The organism is Pseudomaricurvus alcaniphilus (genome assembly GCF_011440395.1).
Lineage (GTDB): Bacteria > Pseudomonadota > Gammaproteobacteria > Pseudomonadales > Cellvibrionaceae > Pseudomaricurvus > Pseudomaricurvus alcaniphilus.
In genome coordinates this window covers 128,710-152,754 of record NZ_JAAOIX010000008.1, presented here as the reverse complement: position 1 = coordinate 152,754, position 24,045 = coordinate 128,710, and the positions used below count along the sequence as shown (strand labels likewise).

The following is a 24,045-nucleotide window of genomic DNA, read 5'->3' as shown; positions in this document are numbered from 1 at the left end:
GTGCCCACAACAAGGACAGGCTGAAACCGCGCAGGTTTGTTCCAGATCAATAAACGCCGGTTTATTCGCGGGGGTAGTAGCAGGGATTACTCCGCCAGCGCCTGGTTTAGTTCCGCTTCCATGGCTTCGTACTCCTCACTCAGTTCCATCCAGCTCTCTTCAGCGGCGGCCAGCTTGGTGCGCAGTTCCCCCTGCTGCTGCAGCAGTGCTTGCAGGTCGCTTTTGCGCTCACTGGTGTAGAGGCTGGTATCAGTCAGTTGCGTTTCGAGCTGGTTAAGTTGCGCCTGCCATTTGTCCACGGCTTTCTCTGCCGCCTGGACTTTTTTGCGCAATGGCTGCAGCTGTTGGCGCAGGGCAGCGCTCTGTTGCCGCTGTTGCTTGCGATCGGTTTTGTTCTCCCTGTCATCCGTGCCGGTGACGGATCCGGGTGCCGGTTCCTGGCGCTGCTGCAGCCAGCGGTGATAGTCATCCAGGTCGCCGGCAAAGGCTGTCACCTGGCCTTCGGCCACCAGCAGGAAATCGTCGACGGTGTTGCGCAGCAAATGCCGATCATGGGAGATGACGATTATGGCGCCATCGTAGGTTTGCAGGGCCAGGGTCAGCGCTTCGCGCATTTCCAGGTCGAGGTGGTTGGTGGGTTCATCCAGCAGCAGCAAATTGGGTTTTTGCCAGGCGATCAGTGCCAGCGCCAGGCGCGCTTTCTCGCCGCCGGAAAAGTGTCGGATGCCATCAAAGGCGCGGTCGCCCTGAAAGCCGAAGCTGCCGAGAAAATTGCGAATTTGTTGTTCGCTGGCCTGGGGCGACAGGCGCTGGATATGCAGCGCCGAGCTGGCCTCCAGGTCGAGCGCCTCGAGCTGGTGCTGGTTAAAGTAGCCGATGGCCAGGTGTTCGCCACAGGTGCGTGCTCCGCCCAGCAATTCGATATCACCTACCAGGCTTTTTACCACGGTGGATTTACCGGCCCCGTTGGGCCCCAGTAAACCGAAGCGACTGCCGGGCTCGATGCGCAAATTCACCTTGTCCAGAATCGGTTTGCCGGGGTAGCCCAGGGCGGCGTCGCTTAGCTGCAGCAGCGGCTGTGAGGTGCGCTCGGCGCAGGGAATGGTAAAGCTGAACGGCGAATCCACGTGGGCCGGGGCGATGATTTCAAGACGCTCGAGGGCTTTCAGCCGGCTCTGTGCCTGGCGCGCCTTGCTGGCCTTGGCGCGGAAACGGGCGACAAAGCGCTCGATTTCCGCCACCTGGGTTTGCTGGCGTTGGAACATCTGCTGCTGCTGGGCCAGCTTTTCCGCCCGCTGGCGCTCGAAGGCCGAGTAGTTGCCGTTGTAAAGCTGCAGCTTTTGCCGGTCCACGTGGACAATGTGTTTGACGGTATTGTCGAGAAAATCCCGGTCGTGGGAAATCACCAGCAGGGTGCCGCGAAACTGCTGCAGGCGCTGTTCCAGCCACCAGGTGGTATCGAGATCCAGGTGGTTGGTGGGCTCATCCAGCAGCAGCAAGTCTGCAGGGCACATTAAAGCCTGCGCCAGGTTGAGGCGAATTCGCCAGCCACCGGAAAAATCACTGACGGCGCGCTGGTCGTCGCCGGGACGAAAGCCGAGGCCATGCAGCAGCGCCTGGGCCCGGGACTCGGCGGTATAACCGTCGATGATTTCAAAATCGGCGTACAGCTTGGCCAGCTCTTCGCCCTGCTCCGGCGGGGTGCGGGCGATGCGGGTCTGCAGTTCACGCAAGCGGGTATCACCGTCGAGTACGTAATCCAGCGCCTGCCGATCACTGTGGGTGATCTCCTGGGCCATGTGGCCAATACGCCAGTGCGACGGCACCGAGCAGTCGCCCTGATCCGGAGCGAGATGCCCGGTCAACAACTTGAACAGAGTGGTCTTGCCGCTGCCGTTGGCTCCGATCAGCCCCACCTTGTGTCCGTCGTGCAGGCGCAGGGAGGTATCTTCCAGCAATATCTTGCTGCCCCGTTGTAAACTCAGCTGGTTCAGTGTAATCATCGGTGTTTTAAATATTGGCAGTTATCGAGTTAGCGGAGTCGGCCTGCACCGCGGCAGGGGCTTCAGGCTGGCGGTAACCGGATTAAATGGATGCCATTGAAAAAGGTGCAGATACCCCGCCGTTCCCTGTGGCCATTTAACCTCGCACTTTACCAGACTCCCGGTATGGAGTCGCTATGCATTGAGCTGCAGGATCGGCACGGAATCAATGTCAATGTCCTGTTGTGGGCGCTGTGGCTGGACCAACATGGCGTGCCCTACCGGAGAGATTTTTACGACCGGGCGCAGCGGACTATTCATCCCTGGCACAGTGCTGTTGTAGTGCCGCTGCGGCGCTGGCGGCGGCGCCTGCCCAAGGGTCGATTCACGCTGGGTCTGCGGCGCCAGGTCGGCAAGCTGGAATTATGGGCGGAAAAAAAAGAGCTGGCCCGATTGCAGCGGCTGACAGCGGAGTTCGAGCGCGAGTTACTGCTGCAGTCGTTGCCCGCCAGCTTCGACGCTAGCAGTGCCAACAAGAGCTACGCGCGCGAGGTGCTGGCTGACTGCCTTGACAACTATCAGGTGCGCTTGCGCGAGGTGCTAGTACGTCGGGGTGATGCCGCTGCCAGTGCACTGCAACGGTTGCAGCGACCGCTCCCAACTAGTGACGGGAGCGGTGGCGCGGACAAGATCTAATCGTCACCAAACAGGCTCGGGCTGGTCGCCGGGCTGTCAGCGGGCTCGGGGCTCTGCACTGCAGGCGCTGCCGTTAATGGTGCCGCTGCCAGCTGCCCGCTGGCGCTGCTTTTGGGCGCTGCACTGTTCGCTGCCTCAGCGGCAGCGTTGCCGTTGTTGGCGGCCGAGCGTGCTTTCAGCATGCGTTTGATGTTCTCTCTTTTGAGTGTGCTTTTCTTGCGTACCGGGGCCTTTTTGGTCGCTTTGGCGCGGGATTTCTTCGCCGCCGCTTTGGCCAATTCTACCTCTGCCTTGGCTGCCGCTTTGGTCACAGCCATAGCGACTTTGTAAGACTGCTTGAGTGTGGCGAGTTCGCCCTTGGCGGCGGCCACCGCTTCTTTCGCTTCAGCTAATAGCGCTCTTTGGGCACTGACCAGTTCTTTGCCGCGCTCTACCCGGGTAAGGTTGGCTGCGGTTTTCTTGCTTTTCAGGCTGGCCTTGGCCGCGCTCAGTTTGCTCTTTGCTGTATCCAGTTTCTTGCTCGCCGCGGCCTGTTTTTTGGTGGCCGCTAGCACGGCTTTTTCTGCGTCGGCGAGTTTTTTAATGCGGGCTTTTTCCAACTGGGTGTTCAGTTTTGCCAGCTGTGCTTCGAGGTCGGCAACCGGATCGACCGGACTTTTGGCTTTACGAGCGGCCATTGAATCTCCTCCATTATTGCAGGTGTGAATGACAGGTGTAGATTTATCCTGCGCATGATACTCGTATCGAAGCGGTTTTTATACGCTTGCCCAAGGCAGAAATATAAACGGAGTGGCGGAAAGTTTTCGCTCGGCGCGGAGGTCGGCTAAGATATAGATGTGATCTAAATTCATAAACCCGGTGATGGGCTGGCGGGCGCCGAGACTCATGAAGCTGTATCTGAAATTCCTGGTCTGTATCCTGGTCATTGGCCTGGCGGCACCGTTCTTCCTCAAGCGTGCCGACGGTCGGCCGTGGATGGACGCCGGGCAACTGCTGCCCGACCTTGCCGCCTGGCGCCAGGCGTTGCAACCCTACTGGCGGGCACTGACCGAGACGGGGGCGAGCGACGCGGCCGAAGTTGCCGTGCCGGCGGGATCCCAGCGGGTATACAAGTGGCGGGCGGCGGATGGCAGCTGGAATTATTCCGACCAGCGACCGGACGCCAGTCTGGATACCGAGGTCCAGTCGGTCATTGTCAACCCGTATACCAACTTGATAAAAGGCATCGAACTGCCGTCAAGGTCACAAAACCAGACTGAGAACAGTGTGGCTGCGCCGCCAGATGGGTTACCATATCCGCTCAGCGTGCAACCGTCACAAATTAAAACCCTGCTGGAAGACGCCAGGGAAGTGCGGCAGCAAAGCGAGCAGCGGCAGGAATTATTGGAAAAAATTTAATCCGCCATGAACGACTGCGCTATCTTCTGGTCAGAAGACGCAGTATTAATCGATCGCCTCCGCGGCGAATAGTATAAAACATCAGGAAACCAATATGTCCCGAAAGCTTTTTATGGGTGCTGCCATGTCGGCGGCGCTGACCATCGCCGCTGTGCCGGCTACTCTGGCCGCTGAAATGACGACCCTTACCGAGCGTGTCAGTTACGTGCTCGGTTACAACATCGGTCAAAACTTCAAGCAGGACCAGGTGGATATCGACATCAAGGTGTTTGCCCAGGCGCTCGCGGATGTGGAGGCGGGCAAGGAGCCCAAACTGACCCAGGAAGAGATGCAGATGGCGATGCGCTCACTGCAGGAGTTGATGCAGGCCAAGCGCAACCAGGCCATGCAAGTCGTTAGTGAAGCCAACCAGAAAGAAGGGCAGGCATTCCTGCAAGCCAACGCCAAGAAAGCCGGCGTGGTCACCACTGCCTCCGGCTTGCAGTACAAGGTATTGACCAAGGGCACCGGCCCCAAGCCAACCGCGGCCAACCAGGTCACTGTGCACTATAGCGGCAAGTTGCTCGACGGCACTGAATTCGACAGTTCCTACAGCCGCGGTGAGCCGGCCACCTTCGGCGTTACCCAGGTGATTCCAGGCTGGACCGAAGCGCTGCAGTTGATGTCTGAAGGGGCGAAGTGGGAAGTGTACATTCCATCCAACCTGGCCTATGGCCCAGGTGGCGCCGGTGGCGACATTGGTCCCAACGCGACCCTGGTGTTTGAAATCGAATTGCTGAGCGCTAACGCCAACGCCAACGCTAACCCCCAGTAAGGCGATGCACGAAACCATCGGATGCCACCGCAATATACTGGTTGGCGTTCTTGCCAAAGCCCACCGCCAGCACCGCTGCTCCGGTGGGCTTCCAGGCGTCCCGCTTAGGTAATTGCCAGCGCTGCAGCTGCTTCAGGCTGCGCGTGTCCCACAGTTGCACCGTCTGGTCCGGCCGCCCGGTGAGCAGCAATTTGCCATCCTGGCTAAAGCTCGCTGCGGTAAAGCGAATACCGCGGTTGAGTTTTTCTGCCGCCAGCGGCACTTCACCAATGACCTTGCCACTGCGCGTGTGCCAGAGCAGCGCCTTGTCGTATTTTGCCGCCGACAGGGCCAGTTCCCCGTCGCCACTCAGAGCCACCATCTGCACGTCGTCGTCGTGCATAATTTGCTGCAACGGGTTACCACTGGCCACGTCCCACAGGGTTGCGCTGTAATCCTCGGAGCCGGTCAGTGCCAGCCGACTGTTGTCGCTCAGGGCAACGCTGCGCACCCGGTTTTTCAGGTGAAAGGTGCGCTTGATGCCGCCGCGCTGGATATCAAACAGCACCGCGGTGTGGTCGGCGAGCCCGAGCAGGGCAAACTCGCCATTGGCACTCAGTGCCACCGACAGGATTTCGCCGGGGGCATTCCAGTAGCGGGTCGCCTGTCCGTCCTGCAGGCTCCAGAGCACCATGGTGTAGACGTCTGCGGTCAGTGCCCAGCGGCCGTCGGCGGAAAAATCACTGGCGATAATGGTGGTCTGCTCGCCTGCCTTGTGGTTCCAGTCGTAGAGTCGCTCGCCATCGCGGAGGCGCCACAAGCTGCCGCCGTGATGGATCGAGCCGATGCTGGCGTACTCGCCATCCGCCGATACGGCAGCGGCCTGGGCGCCTTTGACAGCCACTTCAATACTGGAGCTCGGCGGCTGGCCGGAGCTGCAGCCGAGCAGCCAGCCAAGCAGCACTGCGGCAGCAGCCGGCAGACTCAAACTGCGGCGCAGGGAAAAACTAAACGGGGGGTTCATGACACGGGTTCCTGCTGATAAATAACGCCCATGGCGGCCGCTAATGGTTAGCGGCGGCAGGGTGCAAAGTTAGACGGTGTGTCTTCTACCGGACACTACATTAGTGTAGTCGGTCTTTGTGGGCGTTGTGCAGGACTTCGATCATTCGATCTTCGGCTTCAAAGCGGGTGGCCAGGGTTTCACCCAGCTGGGACAGGTCCTGGGCAAGGCTGCTCAGGTCATCGGTTTCCTGGTACTTGTCGTTAAAATCGAGGATGTGCTCGGTGGTGTTGTCGATGTCGGCAAACAGTCCCTTGGCCTCGGCCAGCGCCTTGTCGTTGGCGAAGTCCTTGCCCTCTTTGATGAGCTTGTCGTAAATCTCAAAATGGCCTGCAGAAATATAGTCCACCAGCAATTGGCAGGTACGCTGCAACTTGGCGGCGGCCTGATCGCCGTCCGGTTCATCCGAGAGGCTGCAGTAATCGACCAGCAACAACTGTCGCTCGCGCAGCCAGCGGTCAATGGTGTCATTGACGCCACCCCATTGTTCTCGGGCCGATTGCAGATCTTCAAGCATGGCGTTATTCCTCGGACTGGATTGTTGTATTTGTGCTTCCTTACCCAGCATTGTACAACGGATTCAGGTCCCGCGGGATGACCGATTTGGCCATTCGCCGGGCGCGCGTCGGCGCTTAGAAAAGCCGCACTGCGTAGGGCAGGGTCAAGGCGCTGAAAATGCCGGTCAGGCCCATACTGAGAGTGGCAAAGGCGCCGGCGGTCGGGTGTATCTCAAAGCTGCGGGCTGTGCCGATGCCGTGGGCATTAAGGCCCAGGAGCACTCCCTGCAGGCGCATATCGCGCAGCTGCAACAGGTAAAATACCAGCGGACTGAGCAGGGTGCCGATGACGCCGGTAAAGACCACCACACCGGTGGTGAGGGTGGGCAGGGCGCCGATATTCTCGGCGATCCCTATGGCGATGGGGGTGGTAACGGATTTCGGTGCCAGTGACAGCAGCACCAGGCGGTTGGCGCCCACCAGCCAGGCAATGCCCACAGCGCTGAGGGCCGCCACGGCGCTGCCCAGCAGCACCGTCAGCAGCACCGGCAGGGCCAGCTTGCGGATGTGGTGAAACTCCTGGTACAGGGGAATAGCCAGTGCCACGGTGGTGGGTCCAAGCAGGAAATACAACAGTTGATTGGCGGCCACATAGTCGCGGTAGGGGATGTCGCTGAGCCACAGCAGCAGGGCGATAAACGGCGCACTGGTGGCAATCGGGTGGACAATGGCGCGCCGCCCGCAGCGCTGGTACAACCACAGCGCGGCCTGGTAGCAGGCCAGGGTCAGCAGCAGCCACAGCAGGGGGTTGCTTGGCAGGGAGTTACTTTGCAGGAAATTGTCTGGCAGGAAATTGTGCGGCAGCAGGCCCCGGATAGCGTCCATACTATTGATCCGCCGGGTTGCGGGCAGGGTTTCGGACTTGAGTGCGGGTTTGAGTGGAGTCTGGACTGCGAGCCAGTGACTTGAGCAGCCAGCCGCTGAGCAACATGGCAACCAGGGTGCCTGCCACCATGGCGCTGATCAACGCCGGCAGGTACTGGTGCAATTCGGGGGGGAGAAAAAACAGGCCTACACCGGCGGGCAGGAAAAACAGGCTCAGGTACTGAATCAGGTTGTGGCTGACCACACTCAGGTCTTTTGAGGGGCCACCTTTTATCGCCAGCGCCAGCCACAGCAGGATCATGCCTGCGACCGGACCGGGCACGGGGCTCTGCAGCAGTGCAACCAGGGTCTCCCCCAGCAACTGGAACAGCAGTATAACGATTACGCCCTTGAGCATGACTATTTGCGCAGCATCTGCCAGGCGTAAATGCCGATCAGGCCGGCAAAACATACCGCCACCCAGGCCGGCATGCTCAGGCCCAGCAGGGACCAGGACACGTCGGCGCAATTGCCATCGCCCTGTAACAGCAGCGAGAGTGCCTGCTGCAGCGGGAAATTTTCCAGCATATAGCCGAGGCCCGGTCCGCACGCCGGCACCTGGTCTTCCGGCAGGCTCTGCAGCCAGACGTGGCGCAGCGCTACAGCGCCACCCACCGCGGCGCAGACAATGCCCAGCAGGCTATACAGGCAGCGACCGAGGCGGGCGGGGTTGTGCAATGCCGCGAGCAGGGCCACCAGGCCGGCGGCGATAACGAAGATGCGCTGGGTGATGCAGAGCGGGCAGGGGTGCATATCCATGCCGTACTGGAAGTAGAGAGCGATCAAGATTAGGCCGACGCAGCCGAAGAACATAAGAAGAAAGGTGGAGCGAATACTGGGGATCATTGTATGTCCTCGCGAAAATCGGGCTACACTAGGATAAAAAGCTGTGTAACTCAATGGGTTATCGGTATCAGTGGCTAGTTGGCGGCGAGCGGGGTGTAAACCGCCAGTGCCGAATAGCAGGGCCCGAGACAAACAAGATCAGACTATCGAAAGTCGAACAAATTCAGAGGAGACCATGTGTTGAGGAAAAATTTCTGGCTGCTGCCGCTATTGTTGCTGCTGGCCGCAGGCTTGAACGCCCAGGAAGAGGGCGAGGCCAGTGGCGCAGTACGGGCGATTTACATTCCGCTGAAGCCGCCGTTTGTGGTCAATTACGGCGGCCCCGGGCGCCTGCGCTATATGAAAGTGGAAGTATCGGTGCGCCTCGCCAACCCCGGTGCGGCCAACTCCATTCGCCACCATATGCCCTATATTCGCAACGATTTAATCTTGCTGTTCAGCCGCCAGAACGAGGAAACCCTGGACACCGTCGAGGGCAAGGAGCAATTGCGGCAGCAGGCCAAGGCGGCAGTGGAGCGGATTCTCAAGGAAGAGGATGACGAAGACGGGCTGATGGATTTGTACTTTAACCAGCTGGTGTTGCAGAAGTAGGCGCCAGGCCTGGTACCGGGATAGTTCCAGAATTTTTTTTTTCGGGATCGAAACAGGTATAGGTGCTAGTGCAAGTGGGGCTGGGCGAGGTTACGGGCCTGGCCGGCTGCCGACATTCTGCCGGCAGCCACGGCGCTCGACCGGCGCCTCGTTAATTACTATTTACGCTAGCGGCGCTCTCTAACAACGTCGCACGCAACAGCGATTATTCGTCGTCGCAGACGGCCTGGTAATCGGCGGCGCTGAGAGCGGCGTCCAGTTCGGCTACATCGGTGGGCTTGACCTTGAAAAACCAGCCTTCGTCGTAGGGGGATTCATTGACGGTTTCGGGGGCGTCTTCGAGGGCTTCGTTGACTGCGATCACTTCACCTGTGACCGGCGAGTAGATGTCGGAAGCCGCCTTCACAGACTCCACCACCCCGGCCTCTTCGCCGATGCTTACCGAACTGCCCACTTCCGGTGTCTCCACATAGACCACATCGCCGAGGGCTTGCTGGGCGTGATCGCTGATGCCAATGGTGACGGTACCGTCTTCTTCTACTCGGGCCCACTCGTGGCTACTCAGGTATTTCAGTTCCGGGCGAACTTCGCTCATGGCGTATTCCTCAAAAATCAGGTTTGGGCAAATTTGTGCATGGCGGGTGCCGCTCAACGGGGTGGCCAGTGCGTCAGGCGGGCTAGTTTAGCGGTTTTTAAATCGCGGTGAAATGCCCTATCACGCTTCCGCGCCGCGGCTGCGACGAATCATGATGATCACCGGCGGAATGCTGATGATTACCAGGGTCAGGGCGGGCAGGGCAGCCCGCTCCCACTCCCCTTCTGCGGTCATCTCGTAGATGCGCACGGCCAGGGTGTCCCAGCCGAAGGGGCGCAGCAGCAAGGTGGCCGGCATTTCCTTCATGGTGTCCACAAACACCAGCAACAGGGCGGTGAACATGCCCGGGGTCAGCAGCGGGATGTAGATGCGGCGCAATACCTGCCACTGGCTGGAGCCGAGGGTTTGCGCCGCCTCCTGGTAGCTGGGCTTGATGCGCTCAAACGCCGACTGGATGGGGCCGAAGGAGACGGAGAAAAAGCGGATCACATAGGCCAGCAACAGCGCCAGCAGACTGCCCACCAGCAGTTGCTTCGGTGGCAGGCCAAGCCAGTCCCGCAACGGGGCGATGATCTGTGCGTCCACCGCCGCAAAAGCCAGCATGATGCCCACCGCCAGCACCGAGCCGGGCAGGGCGTAACCGAGGGTGGCAATGCGCTCCGGTGTGTTGAGCTGGTGCCGGTTTTCCAGCTTTTGCTGGTAGGCCACTAATAGCGCCAGGCTGGCGGTGATTGCTGCCGCCAGGCCGCCGAGGGTAAAGGTGTGATTGATGAGGCGCCAATAGAGTTCATTCATATCGGCAGCGGCGGTTTCCCACACCCACAGTATCAACTGGGCCACGGGTACCAGAAAGGCAATCAGTACCACGCAACTGCAATAGGCACTCGCTAGCCAGGCTTTGCCGCCGCGCAAGTGATAGCGATCGCCGGCCTGGCGCCGCTGGCTCTGGTGCAGGCGCACATTGCCGCGGGCGCGCTGCTCGCCGTAGAGGGCCAGGGCGACGAACAGCAGCAACAGGGAGGCGAGTTGCGCTGCAGCGGTGAGACTGAACAGGCCAAACCAGGATTTGTAGATGGCAGTGGTAAAGGTGTCGTAGTTGAAAATCGCTACGGCGCCAAAATCTGCCAGCGCCTCCATCAGGGCCAGCGCGGTGCCGGCCGCGATCGCCGGCCGCGCCATGGGCAGCGCCACCCGCCAGAAACCGCGATAGGGGCTCACGCCCAGCAGGCGCGAGGCGTCGAGCAGGTTGCGGCCCTGGGCCAGGAAGGCGCTGCGCGCCAGCATATAGACATAGGGGTAGAGTACCGTGGTCATGACAAATACCACTCCGGTGCCGGAGCGGATATCGGGAAACCAGGCGCCGCTGCCGAACCACTGCCGCCAGAGTGTTTGCAGCGGCCCGCTGTAACTCATCAGGCCGAGGGCGACAAACGCCACGACGTAAGTGGGGATCGCCAGTGGCAGCATCAGCGCCCAGTCGAGGTAGCGCCGGCCGGGGAATTCGCAGATGGATACCAGCCAGGCCAGGCTGACCCCGAGCAGGATGGTCCAGGCGCCCACCCCGACCAGCAGGAAGGCGGTATTGCGCAGCAGCCGCCCCAGTTGGGTATCGATCAGGTGCTTCCAAATCTCGGTCTGGTCGCTGCCCCAACTCAGGAAGATGACCGATACGGGCATCAATACCAGCAGGGCCACCAGCATCGACCACAGCTTCCAGCCCCGCCGGTGTGCAGCGGATGAGGCGTAACGGCTCAGGGTCTGGGCCATGGGGTCGAGTCGCTGGCGATCAGTTTAGAAATAGCCGGCCCGGTCCATCAGCTTGACCGCCTCCCCTTGCAGCCGGCCGGCGGCTTCGACGTTGAGAGCGTCAGCTTTGAAGTCACCCCAGGAGCGCACTTCGGCGGAGGCCGGCACCGCCGGGTTGGCCGGATACTCCTGGTTGATCTCGGCAAACTGCCCCTGGGCCTCGGTGGAAGACAGCCACTCGAGGAACTTTTGCGCTTCTTGCGGCTGCTTGGCGTATTTGGTTACGCCGGCACCGGACACATTGATGTGGACGCCGCGGTCGGCCTGGTTGGGCCAGAACAGGGCCATTTTCGCGGCCGGATTGGCCTTCTTCAGGCGGCCGTAGTAGTAAGTGTTTACTATCGTGACATCGCACTGGCCGGCGAGCACGGCTTCCATGGCGGCGTTGTCATTGGAGTAGGGTGCGGTGGCCAGGTTCTCGACCCAGCCCTGCACCACTTGCTCGGCTTTGGCCTGGCCCAGGCTCTGGATCATGCTGGCCACCAGCGACTGGTTATAGACCTTCTTTGAGGTGCGCAGGCACAGGCGACCATTCCAGCTGCTGTCCGCCAGCGCCTCGTAGGTGCTCAGCTCCGCCGGCTCGACCCGGTCGGTGGCGTAGGCGATGGTGCGGGCGCGCACGGACAGGCCGGCCCAGCGATTTTCCGGATCGCGCAGGGTGGCCGGGATATTGGCTTCCAGCACGGGCGATTGCAGCGGCTGAAACAGGTCCAGTGAAGCTGCCAGCCACAGGTTACCCACATCGACAGTGATCAGCATATCCGCCGGCGTGGCTTCACCTTCCGCCTTCAGGCGCTGGATCAGCGGGCCGGCCTCGTCGGTGATGTAGCGGATTTTAACTCCGGTCTCTGCGGTGTACTGTTCAAACAGCGGCTTCACCAGGTGTTCGTTGCGTGAGGTGTAGACCGTAATGGTGGGCTGCTTGGACGTGGCATTTGCACTGTCACCCTGGTTGCTATCACAGCCGCTGAGGAACGCGGTCAGAAGCAGGCTAAATATGAGAGCGAGTGGTGAGCGCAGTAGTGACAGGCGCATAGGTTCCCCTGGAAAGTGCAATATAAGAAGATGGTGAAATAGGCCACGAATGATAGTGATTCTTATTTGTGCTTGCAATTGAAGTTTTGGTTTTCTTTGTTGCAGATCAATAGGGCCAGGCTGCCAGAGAGGGTTTGGCGGCGCCGGCGGCAACTTGTTACACTCTCGCGGCTGCGCTGCGGCGGCCGGTCGGTTTGAGAGTTTATGTCCCGCTGGCATTCACCCTGCTCCAGAGAATTAATAATCATGTCGCGAATCTTCAAGCTTGTGGCCGCCCTGGTGGGCATTCTGCTGCTGTTACTGGCGGCACTGGTGTTCTATATCACCCAGCTGTTTGACCCCAATGTGCTCAAGCCGGAGCTGGAAAAGCTGGCTCGGGAGCGGGGCATTGCCCTGTATATGCCGGGACCGATCAGCTGGCAGTGGTATCCGTACCTGGGGCTGACCCTGGACAATGTCCGCGTGGGCGCTGAACCCCTGCTGGCGGTCGAGCGCCTGAGCGCGCGCCTCGAGATCAGGCCCCTGTTACAGCGGCGGGTGGTGATCAGTGCACTGACCGTGAGCGGAGCGCAACTGGACCTGCACCGCAATGCCCGGGGCGTGGCCAACTGGGAAGAGTTAAGTGAGGCCATGGCAGCTGCCGACGCCGCGGCAACGAAAGCAACCGCTGCCAAGCCAACTGCCCCCACTGAAGCGGAGCCGCCGGCTGGCCAGAGCCTGCAGCTGTCCATTGTCGAGTTGCGGGTCGATGGCGGCCGCGTGCTCTATCGGGATGAAGCGGCCGCCACCCGGGTGCAACTGAGCGACCTCGAGCTCGAGGTCGACAACCTGGCCCTCGGCGGCGAGACCTTCCAGATAAGGCAGGGGGCAAAAGTGCAGTTCAATGACCTGGCGCCGCTGCAGATTGGCATCGAAGGGCAAGCGGGGTTTGATCTGCGGCAGCAAATCCTGCTGCTCGACAAGATCGAACTGCAGGCCAGCGCCGGCAAACACCCGCTCAATCTCAGCCTGAGCGGGCAGGTTGCACTGCAACCGCTGGCGCCCGAGCTGGCGGTAACACTCTCGCCTTTTGCCCTGCGGCAATGGCTGCCGGCGCTGGGGGTGAGCCTGCCGGTCATGGCGGCAGATGATGCCCTTAACCGCATTGGCCTGAGCGCTGCCATAAAAGGGGCAGAGGGCAATTGGCAGGTGAATGATTTGGCCCTGCAGCTGGACGAGTCCACGTTTAGCGGCCAGCTGCGGCTCAGTGACAGCGGCGCGATCAAACTGGGGCTGCGCGGCGACCGCTTTAACCTCGATCGCTATCTGCCGCCAGCGGCGCCGGAAACAGCCGTGGCTGGGGCGCCGGCGGCGGAACAGCCGCTGGATTTCAGTGCCCTGCAGGATCTGCAGGCGCAGCTGGAGCTGGCTGTCGACCAGTTGCAGGCGCGACAACTTCAATTCAGCGCGGTGCAGTTGACCCTGGCCGCGGCCGCCGGGCAGGTGTCCCTGTCGCGTTTCCAGGCCGGTTTCTACCAGGGGGCACTGCAGATGCAGGCCAATCTCGACGCGCGCAAGCCCGCCGCGGTGTTCAATGCCAGCGGCCAGATCAACAGTGTGGCGCTGCAACCGTTACTGCAGGCCCTCGCCAGCGAGGCCCGTTTGTCCGGCGCTATCAGCGGTAACTGGAGCGCCAACAGCAGCGGCAGCCGGGTGTCCGAGTTGCAGCAAAAACTGGCCGCCAACCTCGACCTGAACGCCGCCAGCCTGTTGCTGGCGAGCGTGGATGTGGAACGCAGCGCCTGTGAACTGGCCGCGCTGGTCAACACAGAAGCAACACCGGAACTGGCATGGAAAGGCGCCACCCAACTGCGCGATATCAGCCTGCAAGCCAGCGTTCAGGGGGAGCAGGTCAACCTCAAGCAGCTGCAGGCCGGGGTGGAAAATCTGGCCCTGAGCGGCAAGGGCAAACTGGACTACGGCAGCGGCAGTTTCGAGGTGCCGCTGGAGGTGCAGTTTGTCGGCGAGGTGGATGCCAGCCGCAAGTGCCAGGTGCGCGAGCGCTGGCGCAACAAGCCGTTACCGCTGCGCTGCAAGGGCAACCTCAACGAGCTGTCGGCGCGCACCTGCCTGCCGGACCGCAAGCGCCTCGACGACCTGCTGCGCGACGAGTTGAAAGATCGCGCCCAGGATAAAGTGAAAGAAGCGGTGCAGAAAAAACTCGGCACTGAGAAGGGCGAGGCGGTGGACCAGATTCTGCGCGGTATTTTTAATCGTAAAGACAAATAACCGGACATCCATGTGAGCGACTTAACTGGACACCCATGGGTATTAACTGGACACCCAATTGAAGCCATGCAACTAAGTACCTGGACACCCATGGTACGCAAATAGCTGGATATCGAGGTTAAGCCACTAAATCAGAACCAGCCAACGAGAGTAGAAATTGCCTTTGAATAACGATCACTTTGTCGAGCGCGTGCTGGCCTGGTTTGACCAGCACGGGCGCAAGAACCTGCCCTGGCAGCAGCGACCCAACGCCTACCGGGTGTGGGTTTCGGAGATCATGCTGCAGCAAACCCAGGTGGCCACGGTCATCGACTACTACCAGCGCTTTATGGCCCGCTTCCCGGATGTGCAGGCGCTGGCGGCAGCACCGGTGGACGAGGTGCTGCACCTGTGGACCGGGCTCGGCTATTACGCTCGGGCCCGCAACCTGCACGCTTGCGCCAAAACCGTGGTCGAGCAGCACGGCGGTGAATTCCCCGCTACAGTTGCAGAGCTAGAGGCTCTGCCCGGTATCGGCAAATCTACCGCCGGCGCCATCGCCAGCCTGGCCCTGGGCCAGTGCGCGCCGATTCTCGATGGCAACGTCAAGCGGGTACTGGCGCGCTATTTTGCCGTACCCGGCTGGCCCGGCCAGTCCGCGGTGCAGGCGCGCCTGTGGCAGGTGGCAGAAGAATTGACCCCCGCCAGCCGCTGCGACAATTACACCCAGGCCATGATGGACCTGGGCTCGCTGGTCTGCACCCGCAGCAAGCCGGCTTGTTCGCTCTGCCCGCTGCAAGCAGACTGTGTCGCGCGATTGCAGGGCAACCCCACCGATTACCCCGGCAAGAAGCCGAAAAAAGACAAGCCGGTCAAAGCCGTGCAACTGCTTATGCTGCGCAACCCCGCCGGTGAATGGCTGCTGGAACAGCGCCCGGCCAGCGGCATATGGGGCGGCTTGTGGAGTTTTCCGGAGCTGGCGCCAGAGGCCGACGGTCGCGATTACTGCCGCGACGTTTTGCAGGCCGGGGTGACCCGGCTGCAAGCCTGGAGCGAGTTTCGCCACACCTTCAGCCACTATCACCTGGACATCACCCCGCTGGAGATCGAGATCGACAGCCTGCCGGCGGCGGTCGGCGAGCGCGCGGTTTGTTGGTATGATGTGCACCAGCCGCCGGCACTGGGCCTGGCCGCGCCGGTGAAACTGCTGCTGCACAAGCTGCGGCAACTGGAGCCGTTGCTGTAGTTGCGTGTTAGCTGGGCGGTAGCCGGGCGATCGATGGCCGCATCGGTAAATTGGCCGCATCGGAAATCCTGAATATTAACCCTTATCACTGGAACCACTCTATGAGCCGCAAGGTCTTTTGTCGCAAGTACCAGCAAGAACTCGACGGGCTCGACGCGCCGCCGTTCCCGGGCCCCAAGGGCCAGGCCCTGTATGAAACCGTCTCCCGCCAGGCCTGGAGCGAGTGGCTCAGCCACCAGACCATGCTGATCAACGAAAAACACCTCAACCTGATGGACCTCACCGCCCGCGCCTACCTGGCGGAGCAGCTGGAGAAATTCCTCGACGGCGGCAGCTACGACAAGGCCGAGGGCTTTGTGCCCGAGGGCGAAGACAAGTAAATCGGTAGATTTCAGTAACTTGGCAAAGAAATCCGCCGCGGGGGTCTTGACTCCCATCCGGTGAACGGGTTTAATACGCGCCTCTTGAGGATGCCAGATCTTTCAAGAAGTTGCCCAGATAGCTCAGTCGGTAGAGCAGGGGATTGAAAATCCCCGTGTCGGTGGTTCGATTCCGCCTCTGGGCACCATCATTTCAAAGGCCTAGCCAATCGCTAGGCCTTTTTTGTATCTAGCCCATTAAGTGCATTAAGTGGGGTCAGATGAGACTTTCATAAGTGGGGTCAGATGAAACTTTTGTCTTCGCCTTCTTGCAACCCCGAACGAGTCTGGTGCTATATCAGCGATGATGCAGGTGCTCGGCCGACGCTATGTCAGGTTCGTTAATCGTGAGCATTATCGTAATGGCGCCTTATGTGAAGGCAGGTTCAAATCCAATTTGGTCCAATTAGACACTTTTTTATTGGTTTGCCAACGATATATTGAGCGAAACCCTGTAAGGGCGGGCATGGTTGACGATCCGGCTGACTATATCCGGTCGAGCTACCAGGCTATGTCTTGGGGAAAGCGATAAAAATGCATTCACCCCATCAGGAGTATTTAGCATTAGGGCAGTTAGATGCAGGAAGAGCCCAAGTTAATCGAGAGCTACTTCGATCCCATGTTGATGTCAATTTAACGACCGAAATTACGCCTGCTTTGAACAAAGGGATGGCATTAGGCAGCGATCGCTTTAAGGATGAACTTGAAAAGCTCCATGAGCGCAGGGTCAGCCCGGCGAAGATGGGTGGGCCAAGGTTTATAGGCCAAAAGTTTCATCTGACCCCACTTAATTGAAATTTCGATTTGCCAATCACCAGGAAAATGGCCGTAGATATGCCGGCAGATCCGAACACCATGCACATTACCATGATCTGGTAACGCGCCGCGATTAAAGGTGACACGCCGGAAAGAATCTGGCCGGTCATCATGCCTGGCAGGGATACAAGGCCCACCGCAAACAGGGAATTAATAATTGGAATCATGGCCGCCTGAAACGCTGTATTTCTTGCACTCGTCCAGTCCATTTTGTGATTTAACTCGGCCTGCAAACGCTCCGCTGCCAGACTCACACTGTTCATGGAGTTGGCGAATATCATGCCGGCCAGTGGGATCATGGTTTGGGGCAGGAACCAGGGGTCGGTGGCCAGTACGCCCTGCGTCACAAGTCCGAGCGTGAACACTCCCCCGATCAGTATCGCCAGAAAAGAGCTGGTGAAGAGGCTGTTGCGCATCTCACCTGCCGCGCCCAGGGCAATCCAGCTGGACGCTGCTACCATCACCGCCAGAATCAGCACTATGACCATGGCGCTGTCGGATTCGAAAATATAGGCCAGAAAATAACCAATCAGCAGCAACTGCGCCAGCATTCGACCGATGGCATACACGGCCCTGTTTGCCGCAAGGCTCCATTTGAACATGATCGCTATCGCCGCCAGTACCGGGACGAAAGCAATCGCCAGGTTCAGCAGGGGAATGTTCTGGATCGTATTGGTCATGTGTAATTCCTTAATAAGTGGGGTCAGATGAAACTTTTGTCACCTCACTCCCTGCCGGTTTGCATTCTGCCAATTAATCCGTAACCTGTTCTTTCTGTTATTGGTTAAAAGGAATTAACCATGGCTAGATTACCAAGGCTCAGCCCTGTGGGTATCCCACAACATATTATCCAGCGAGGCAATAACCGGCAGCCTTGTTTTGCTTCCGAGCAAGACTTGGCGGTGTATGCCAGTTGGCTGTCGGACTATGCCGCCCAGTATCAAGTCTTGTTGCATGCCTGGGTCTTTATGACTAATCATGTTCACATTCTAGCCACCCCGAACGAGCCTGGTGCTATATCAGCGATGATGCAGGCGCTTGGTCGGCGTTATGTCAGGTACTTTAATCGCGAGCATCATCGTAGTGGCACCTTGTGGGAGGGCAGGTTCAAATCCAACTTGGTTCAATCAGACACTTATGTATTGGTTTGCCAACGATATATTGAGTTAAACCCTGTAAGGGCGGGCATGGTTGACGATCCGGCTGACTATATCTGGTCGAGCTACCAGGCTCATGCTTTGGGGAAAACGATGAAAATGCATTCGCCCCACCAGGAGTATTTAGCATTAGGACGGTTGGATGCAGAAAGAGCCCAAGTTTATCGAGAGCTATTCCGATCACATATTGATGTCAATTTAACTGCCGAAATTACGTCTGCTTTGAACAAAGGAATGGCATTAGGCAGCGATCGCTTTAAGGATGAACTTGAAAAGCTCTATGAACGCAGGGTTAGGCCGGCCAAGATGGGTAGGCCGATGGTTAATAAGCTAAAAGTTTCATCTGACCCCACTTTGTGAATTTTTCACACTCCGAAGCAGCAATTTTTCACGGTCTTCCACCGCGCACAAGTTCACTATGAACTCGCTACCCGCGGGTGTTGCTCTATGGCGCTGGCGGTGAGCCGGGCGGGCAAGAAGCCGGCCTGACTTTCATTCACTTGCCGCGGACGGTCATCGCCATGAAAAACTCACAAGTTGTTGCCAGCAAAAATGTCGCTATAAATACGGTTCTCAAGCCACTCACCCAGGCGGTGTTGATTGCGATGTGTTGCAACGCAACTGCAACACTGGCGGATACGGATATTAAAAAAGAAGTTCCGGTTGTGGAAAGGGTGGTCAAGATAGACCCGATTCTGGAACGCCAGGCGCAGAAGCGCTCGGTGTTGTCAGTGATCATCGTGTTTGGCGAGCAGCCGCAGCGCGAAATTGCGCGTCGACTGAACGCGCGCTACGAGCCTGAAATTGATGCCCTGGCGGCCAAGGTGCGTGCCATTTACGACCGCTACCTGACCCGGGATTCTATCGCCAGTAAGGATGAAGAAATCAAGCACAGCGAATTGCTGGCCCAATATGTGAACAAGACCGACCGCGCAGAAATCCTTGCGCTCAATAAAGAGCGCGAGCAACTGGTGCGCCAGTTGCGCCAGAGAATAGCAAAACAATCGGCTGCCGCGATCCGGAAGAGCCAGGAACCCTACATTGATCTGCTGCAGAGCTACGGCGTAAAAGTGCAGCAGCGCCTGGTTACACTCAACGCCGTTGGCGCCAAAATTCCAGCCAACATACTCAAGGAAATCGCCAGCATCGATGGTGTTGCCGAAGTGGTGTATAACCGCCCCGGCAAGCCTGAGTTGAGCAACCAGGCCAGCTCGCTGGGTGCGCCCAGTTGGTGGTCTACCGGCTTTGACGGTGGTATCTGGGATGTGGGCGTACTTGACTCCGGTGTACTGGAAACTCACGACGCCCTTAAAAGCCACACCTTTTACGAAAACTACGCGCCCAATGGTAACCACGGCACCGGCGTTGCCTGTATGTACGGCAGCACCAACAACACCAACAAGGGGCTCGCTTTTGGGCTAAACAGTATAATCGTTGATAACGCCGGCAATGAGGCCACGTCTATGGCCGGCGCTGACTGGATGCTGCGCTCGGCGGGGGACGACCCCGAAGTAATCAACTACTCCTGGGGCAACGGCGCCGCCACCGGCAGTGACTGGCACGCGTTTTCGCGCTTCGTCGATGCGGTGGTGTACGACTACAACACCAACTGGGCCAAGTCCGCTGGCAACAATGGCTTTGGCACCAATACCATGACCGTGCCGGCCAACAACTATAACGGCCTCACAGTTGCCAATATGTGGGATAACAACACCGTATCGCGCAGCGACGATGTAATCTGGGGAACCAGTAGTCGCGGTCCCACTGTGTTGAACCGGAAAAAGCCGGACCTGGTGGCGCCCGGTAATCAAACCATGACCTGTAACAACAGCGGCGGCTACTCCAATCTCGGTGGTACCAGTTCGGCGGCGCCGAAAGTGGGGGCCGGTACCCTGCTGTTGACCGATGCGGGTAACTGGGACCCGCGCTCGATCAAGGCGGTGCTGATCAATACTGCGGATTCCTGGGAGGACAACAACACCCAGACTACCGCCGACGACGGCGCCAAGGTCGGCAAGGAGTGGAACAAGACCTATGGCTGGGGCTACCTGGACCTGGGCCACGCCCATTTTCATCGCAACGATTATTTCACCGGCAGTGTCAAGCCCAAGGGCCAGAGCGGCGATTACAAACTCTACAAGGGGCATATGTACAAGGGTGACAAAGCCACCCTGGTGTGGGAGCGTGACGTGGATTACAACAACGCTGCTACGCCCACCAGTTACCGCTCACTCTCGGACCTGGACCTGAAACTGTACGCCAAAAATTCTAACGCCCTGCTGGACTCGGACACCACCATTCGCGACAACGTGCACCAGGTAGCCGCCAGCGCCAGCCAGCCGGTGGTGGTCAAGGTGTACGCCTACAGTTCGTCTTTCGACGGTGCCAGCAGGGAGAATTTCACCCTCGCCACCGAAGAGAATTTCTCGCCGGCCACCGGGCCGCAGCTCACTACCAGCGTTGCAACAGCGTCGCGCATACTGCGCAACTCGATTTTCGTTTACCGGGTGACGGTTAGAAACAGCGGCGACCTGGATGCGCACGACCTGAAGGTGCGATTGAAGTTGCCGCGCGGATTTTCCCTGGTGTCTGGTGCTGCTAATCGCTCCCTGCGCACCCTGGCCGATGGCACTAGCAGAACGTTTAGCTGGAAGATCAGGGCACCTTTATTTGCACCCGCCACCAGCCGCATTCGGGTACTGACCTCCAGCAACTCCTACGGCGAGCAATTCAATACGGCGGCGACGAAAAAAATTGCTGTCTACTAATCCATTTTTTATAAACTGAGTTTTATTTTGAAGATCCCTGGCGACTACCGCCGGGGATTTTGTGTTGGCAAAGGCAAAGGCAAAAAGCTCGCATCATTTTATGCGTGAGGCAAATTTCTTCTGCCACTATCGACGCCATGGATCATTTCATTACGTTCGTAAATGAACCTTGTATACTGTTGCAGTGCCTTAGCCGCGGGCATCTCCCTTGCAGTACAGCAGCAATTAAACTCACCGGTAAATTTCCGGGCCGCGGTAACATTTCATAAATACAATTCAGGTACGCTTAACCAGGCGTCGCTGGCAGCCATGAGCCGGATCTTCGTCTATTCACTCAAAGCTCAATAGCACTCGATATTCTTCGGTCATGGTTATAGACTCATCCCAGATCAAACTCAAAAACAATAAACAGGCCCGCTACTGCAATGGAGAAGATCCCCCACGCCATCATTCATCCGTTCAAGTCCCTCAACCTGCTGTCGCGGGAGGAGATTGAACGCCTTACCAGCACCCGTCCCGATCTGTTCGAACTTTTTCGCAACTGCGCCCTGGCGATCCTCAATACCGACAGCAACGAGGATGACGCTACCCGCATTTACGCCAGCTTTGCCGACTTTGATATCCGCTTGGCGCCCCGCCCCCGCGGCCTGAGGCTGGAAGTCTTTAACGCGCCGGCCCAGTCGTTCGTGGACGGGCGCATGATTCGCGGTATCCAGGAGCACCTGTTCTCCGCCCTGCGGGATATTGTCTACACCGACATCAAGATCAACACCAGCCAGTCGCAGTCGCCCCAACCTGGCCAGATCACCAATAATGTCTTCCGTATTCTGCGCAACGCCCGGGTGGTGCGACCGGATCTGCCGCCGCGCATGGCGGTGTGCTGGGGAGGGCATTCGATTTCGCGGCAGGAATACGACTACGCCAAGCAGATCGGTTATGAATTGGGGTTGCGCGGCGTGGATATCGTCACCGGCTGTGGTATTGGTGCCATGAAGGGTCCCATGAAAGGTGCCGCGGTGGGGCACGCCAAACAGCAGTATCGCGAAGGACGTTATATCGGCATCAGTGAACCGGGCATTATCGCCTCGGAGTCGCCCAATGCCATAGTCAACGAGCTGGTGATTATGCCGGATATCGAAAAGCGGCTGGAGGCGTTTGTGCGCCTGGCCCACACTATCGTGGTGTTTCCCGGTGGAGTGGGCACCGTGGAGGAAATTCTCTACCTGCTCGGTATAGTCATGCAGCCGGACAACCGCGAATCCATTCCGGTGGTGTTTGCCGGGCCGGAAAGTGCGCGTGAGTATTTTCATTGCCTGGAAAGCTTTCTGGTGGAGTGCCTTGGTGAACGAGTACGGCAATATTACCAGTTGTTTATTGGCGAGCCGGAGACGGTCGGGCGCGCAGTCAAACAGTCGATTCAGGAAGTCCATACCCGACGCCGTCGCTCCGGCCAAGCCTATTATTTTAATTGGGAGCTGCAAATCGACCAGTCGCTGCAACAGCCGTTTTTACCGACCCACGAAAATATGGCAGGCCTGCGACTGGATCCGCGCCTGCCTGCTCATGAACTGGCAAGCGAATTGCGCCGCGCTTTCTCTGGCATGGTGGCCGGCAATCTCAAGCCCTTCGGGGTGCAGCAGGTGAAAGCTCACGGTCCCTATCGATTGCATGGCGATCCGAAGCTGATGCAGAGCATGGACACGTTTTTGCAAATACTGGTGCGCGAGAAACGCATGAAACTCGACGATGGCGGCAGCGAGTATCGGCCCTGTTACCAGATTGTAAAGCCCGCTGACTGAGCACCTTTTGATGCCGCTGCGCCTGATATTAAGCAGGATATAGTTACCTAATTATCACTAAAGCCAAGCGTCGTCCAGCTGGCACTATGGTAGGCCTGGCCCCTGGAGCCAGGCCGGGAGAAAAGCTGATGTCCCAAGGTTTAAGAGGTATATGTCTACTATCGCCGAGAGCTGGCTTATTCATAGGGGTAATTAGGTATAGTTAAGTGATTCTATTTATCGTAAAGGGGATTCGATCCCGCTCCAAGTAAGCAGCGGAAGGCACACGGGCCCCTTACTTTGTTTGCCGTCATTTCCGGCGCAGTTGGTCCGCCGGGGCTAGCGCATTAAAAGGAGAAAATATGAAGGTTGCATTAATAGGCATGGGAATGGTCGCCGCCACTCACCTGGCCGCAATTGAAGCGTCAGGCATTGTAGATCTCGCCGGTGTGTACGTGCGTGACCCGGCCAAGGCCGGAGGCTTGCACAGGTTTGGCTCGGTGCAGGAGATTGCTGACGACCCAACGGTTGATTTTGCGATTCTCCTGACGCCACCCTCTACCCGGGCCGAAATGGTTACAACTTTGGCCAGGGCCGGCAAACCAGTTTTGATGGAAAAACCGATCGAGCGCTCCCTGGCAGGGGCCAGGGCGGTGGTCGCAGCCTGCGCCGGCATCCCCACCGGCGTGGTGTTTCAGCACCGCTTTCGGCAGGACGTCTCCAGGTTGGCCTCGATGCTAAAGGCGGGTGATTTGGGTGAGGTGGCGATGGTCGAAGTCATTATCCCCTGGTGGCGCCCGCAAAGTTATTATGATGAACCCGGTCGCGGAACCTTTGCGCAGGACGGCGGCGGCGTGTTGATCACCCAGGCGATTCACGTGCTGGATTTTGTGATGTCACTGTTGGGACCGGTAAAGGCGGTGCAGGCGATGGCGCGTACAACGGCGCTTCACAATATGGAGACCGAGGACTTTGTCGCCGGCGCTCTTGAGTTTGACTCTGGCGTCGTTGCATCGCTAAGCGCTACCACGGCCAGCTTTCCGGGCGGCAGTGAGGTTCTGCGGATTCACGGCTCGCAAGGCTCGGCGCAACTGTCAGGCGGCGCGCTGGAAGTCAAATGGCGGGACGGCAGCACAGCGGAGTTTGGCGATGCCGGCGGCAGCGGTGGCGGCGCCAACCCGATGGCGTTCACCCATGCGTGGCATCAGGGCGTGATTGAGGATTTTGCCACCTCCCTGAGCGAAGGGCGCCCCGCGCGAGTCACCGCACAAGAGGCTTTGTCAGTCCACGCGCTTATCGAGGCACTGCTGGCGTCATCTACGCAAGGTCGCAGGGTTGAGGTGGAGAACGTCTGATCCGGTCAAAGAGTGTTCCGATTCACCGGCGGC

The 24,045-nt window shown here is 58.8% G+C and carries 22 protein-coding genes and 1 tRNA gene; 12 read left to right on the top strand and 11 right to left on the bottom strand.

From position 1 onward, the window contains the following. Window positions 1-86 precede the first annotated feature (86 nt). Complete coding sequence (locus G8764_RS15750) at window positions 87-2,003, bottom strand: ABC-F family ATP-binding cassette domain-containing protein (RefSeq protein ID WP_166165623.1); 1,917 nt, start codon at window positions 2,001-2,003, stop codon at window positions 87-89. A gap of 90 nt (window positions 2,004-2,093) precedes the next feature. On the opposite strand from G8764_RS15750, the gene G8764_RS15745 reads away from it, so the two are divergent. Further along, the gene (locus tag G8764_RS15745; RefSeq protein ID WP_166165622.1) at window positions 2,094-2,678 is read left to right on the top strand and encodes a TIGR02444 family protein; all 585 of its coding nucleotides are present in this window, start codon (window positions 2,094-2,096) and stop codon (window positions 2,676-2,678) included. Here G8764_RS15745 and G8764_RS15740 read toward each other — a convergent pair. After that, the gene (locus G8764_RS15740) at window positions 2,675-3,355 is read right to left on the bottom strand and encodes a hypothetical protein (protein WP_166165621.1); all 681 of its coding nucleotides are present in this window, start codon (window positions 3,353-3,355) and stop codon (window positions 2,675-2,677) included. The genes G8764_RS15745 and G8764_RS15740 overlap by 4 nt on opposite strands. Before the next feature lie 208 nt (window positions 3,356-3,563). Here G8764_RS15740 and G8764_RS15735 point away from each other — a divergent pair, with 208 nt between their 5' ends. Continuing rightward, window positions 3,564-4,076 carry a DUF4124 domain-containing protein gene (locus tag G8764_RS15735; RefSeq protein ID WP_166165620.1) on the top strand — a complete coding sequence of 171 codons (513 nt, stop codon included), beginning with the start codon at window positions 3,564-3,566 and terminating at the stop codon, window positions 4,074-4,076. Between the two features lie 94 nt (window positions 4,077-4,170). Then, window positions 4,171-4,890, top strand: coding sequence for a BamJ family beta-barrel-assembly machinery protein (bamJ, locus tag G8764_RS15730; protein ID WP_243748837.1), 720 nt, complete (start codon window positions 4,171-4,173; stop codon window positions 4,888-4,890). Here bamJ and G8764_RS15725 read toward each other — a convergent pair. The 5 genes from G8764_RS15725 to G8764_RS15705 form a co-directional block, all read right to left on the bottom strand. Then, window positions 4,877-5,893: a WD40 repeat domain-containing protein gene (locus G8764_RS15725; RefSeq protein WP_166165619.1), complete on the bottom strand. Its 1,017-nt coding sequence runs from the start codon at window positions 5,891-5,893 to the stop codon at window positions 4,877-4,879. The genes bamJ and G8764_RS15725 overlap by 14 nt on opposite strands. A 100-nt stretch (window positions 5,894-5,993) precedes the next feature. Beyond that, window positions 5,994-6,449 carry a sigma D regulator gene (gene rsd / locus G8764_RS15720; RefSeq protein WP_166165618.1) on the bottom strand — a complete coding sequence of 152 codons (456 nt, stop codon included), beginning with the start codon at window positions 6,447-6,449 and terminating at the stop codon, window positions 5,994-5,996. Window positions 6,450-6,564: 115 nt separating this feature from the next. Further along, complete coding sequence (locus G8764_RS15715) at window positions 6,565-7,314, bottom strand: LrgB family protein (protein ID WP_166165617.1); 750 nt, start codon at window positions 7,312-7,314, stop codon at window positions 6,565-6,567. 1 nt (window position 7,315) lies between these two features. Next, a complete protein-coding gene (locus tag G8764_RS15710) occupies window positions 7,316-7,711 on the bottom strand; it encodes a CidA/LrgA family protein (protein WP_166165616.1) in 396 nt (131 codons plus the stop codon). A 2-nt stretch (window positions 7,712-7,713) separates the two neighbouring features. Then, the gene (locus G8764_RS15705; RefSeq protein WP_166165615.1) at window positions 7,714-8,199 is read right to left on the bottom strand and encodes a disulfide bond formation protein B; all 486 of its coding nucleotides are present in this window, start codon (window positions 8,197-8,199) and stop codon (window positions 7,714-7,716) included. A gap of 177 nt (window positions 8,200-8,376) precedes the next feature. On the opposite strand from G8764_RS15705, the gene G8764_RS15700 reads away from it, so the two are divergent. Then, window positions 8,377-8,790: a flagellar basal body-associated FliL family protein gene (locus G8764_RS15700; protein ID WP_166165614.1), complete on the top strand. Its 414-nt coding sequence runs from the start codon at window positions 8,377-8,379 to the stop codon at window positions 8,788-8,790. Window positions 8,791-8,995: 205 nt separating this feature from the next. On the opposite strand, the gene gcvH is transcribed toward G8764_RS15700, so the two are convergent. From gcvH to G8764_RS15685, 3 genes are all read right to left on the bottom strand, one after another. After that, entirely contained in the window at window positions 8,996-9,385 is a 390-nt protein-coding gene (gene gcvH / locus G8764_RS15695; RefSeq protein WP_166165613.1) for a glycine cleavage system protein GcvH, read from the bottom strand. 120 nt (window positions 9,386-9,505) lie between these two features. Beyond that, on the bottom strand, window positions 9,506-11,152 hold the full coding sequence (locus G8764_RS15690; RefSeq protein ID WP_207951919.1) for an ABC transporter permease: 1,647 nt from the start codon (window positions 11,150-11,152) through the stop codon (window positions 9,506-9,508). A gap of 24 nt (window positions 11,153-11,176) precedes the next feature. Then, window positions 11,177-12,226: an extracellular solute-binding protein gene (locus tag G8764_RS15685; protein ID WP_166165612.1), complete on the bottom strand. Its 1,050-nt coding sequence runs from the start codon at window positions 12,224-12,226 to the stop codon at window positions 11,177-11,179. A 246-nt stretch (window positions 12,227-12,472) separates the two neighbouring features. On the opposite strand from G8764_RS15685, the gene G8764_RS15680 reads away from it, so the two are divergent. The 4 genes from G8764_RS15680 to G8764_RS15665 all read left to right on the top strand — a co-directional run bounded on the left by G8764_RS15680 (window position 12,473) and on the right by G8764_RS15665 (window position 16,287). Then, window positions 12,473-14,494: an AsmA family protein gene (locus tag G8764_RS15680; protein ID WP_166165611.1), complete on the top strand. Its 2,022-nt coding sequence runs from the start codon at window positions 12,473-12,475 to the stop codon at window positions 14,492-14,494. Window positions 14,495-14,657: 163 nt separating this feature from the next. Further along, complete coding sequence (gene mutY, locus G8764_RS15675; RefSeq protein WP_166165610.1) at window positions 14,658-15,719, top strand: A/G-specific adenine glycosylase; 1,062 nt, start codon at window positions 14,658-14,660, stop codon at window positions 15,717-15,719. A 101-nt stretch (window positions 15,720-15,820) separates the two neighbouring features. Beyond that, window positions 15,821-16,099 carry an oxidative damage protection protein gene (locus G8764_RS15670; RefSeq protein WP_166165609.1) on the top strand — a complete coding sequence of 93 codons (279 nt, stop codon included), beginning with the start codon at window positions 15,821-15,823 and terminating at the stop codon, window positions 16,097-16,099. A 112-nt stretch (window positions 16,100-16,211) separates the two neighbouring features. Continuing rightward, window positions 16,212-16,287, top strand: a tRNA-Phe gene (locus G8764_RS15665). A 624-nt stretch (window positions 16,288-16,911) separates the two neighbouring features. Here G8764_RS15665 and G8764_RS15660 read toward each other — a convergent pair. Next, a complete protein-coding gene (locus tag G8764_RS15660) occupies window positions 16,912-17,634 on the bottom strand; it encodes an ABC transporter permease (protein WP_166165608.1) in 723 nt (240 codons plus the stop codon). Window positions 17,635-17,754: 120 nt separating this feature from the next. On the opposite strand from G8764_RS15660, the gene G8764_RS15655 reads away from it, so the two are divergent. The 4 genes from G8764_RS15655 (at window position 17,755) to G8764_RS15640 (ending at window position 24,012) form a co-directional block, all read left to right on the top strand. Continuing rightward, entirely contained in the window at window positions 17,755-18,471 is a 717-nt protein-coding gene (locus G8764_RS15655; protein WP_166165607.1) for a transposase, read from the top strand. Window positions 18,472-18,632: 161 nt separating this feature from the next. Further along, the gene (locus G8764_RS15650; protein ID WP_166165606.1) at window positions 18,633-20,879 is read left to right on the top strand and encodes a S8 family serine peptidase; all 2,247 of its coding nucleotides are present in this window, start codon (window positions 18,633-18,635) and stop codon (window positions 20,877-20,879) included. Window positions 20,880-21,304: 425 nt separating this feature from the next. Beyond that, window positions 21,305-22,678, top strand: coding sequence for a nucleotide 5'-monophosphate nucleosidase PpnN (gene ppnN / locus G8764_RS15645; RefSeq protein ID WP_166165605.1), 1,374 nt, complete (start codon window positions 21,305-21,307; stop codon window positions 22,676-22,678). 341 nt (window positions 22,679-23,019) lie between these two features. Further along, the gene (locus tag G8764_RS15640) at window positions 23,020-24,012 is read left to right on the top strand and encodes a Gfo/Idh/MocA family protein (RefSeq protein ID WP_166165604.1); all 993 of its coding nucleotides are present in this window, start codon (window positions 23,020-23,022) and stop codon (window positions 24,010-24,012) included. Window positions 24,013-24,045 lie beyond the last annotated feature (33 nt).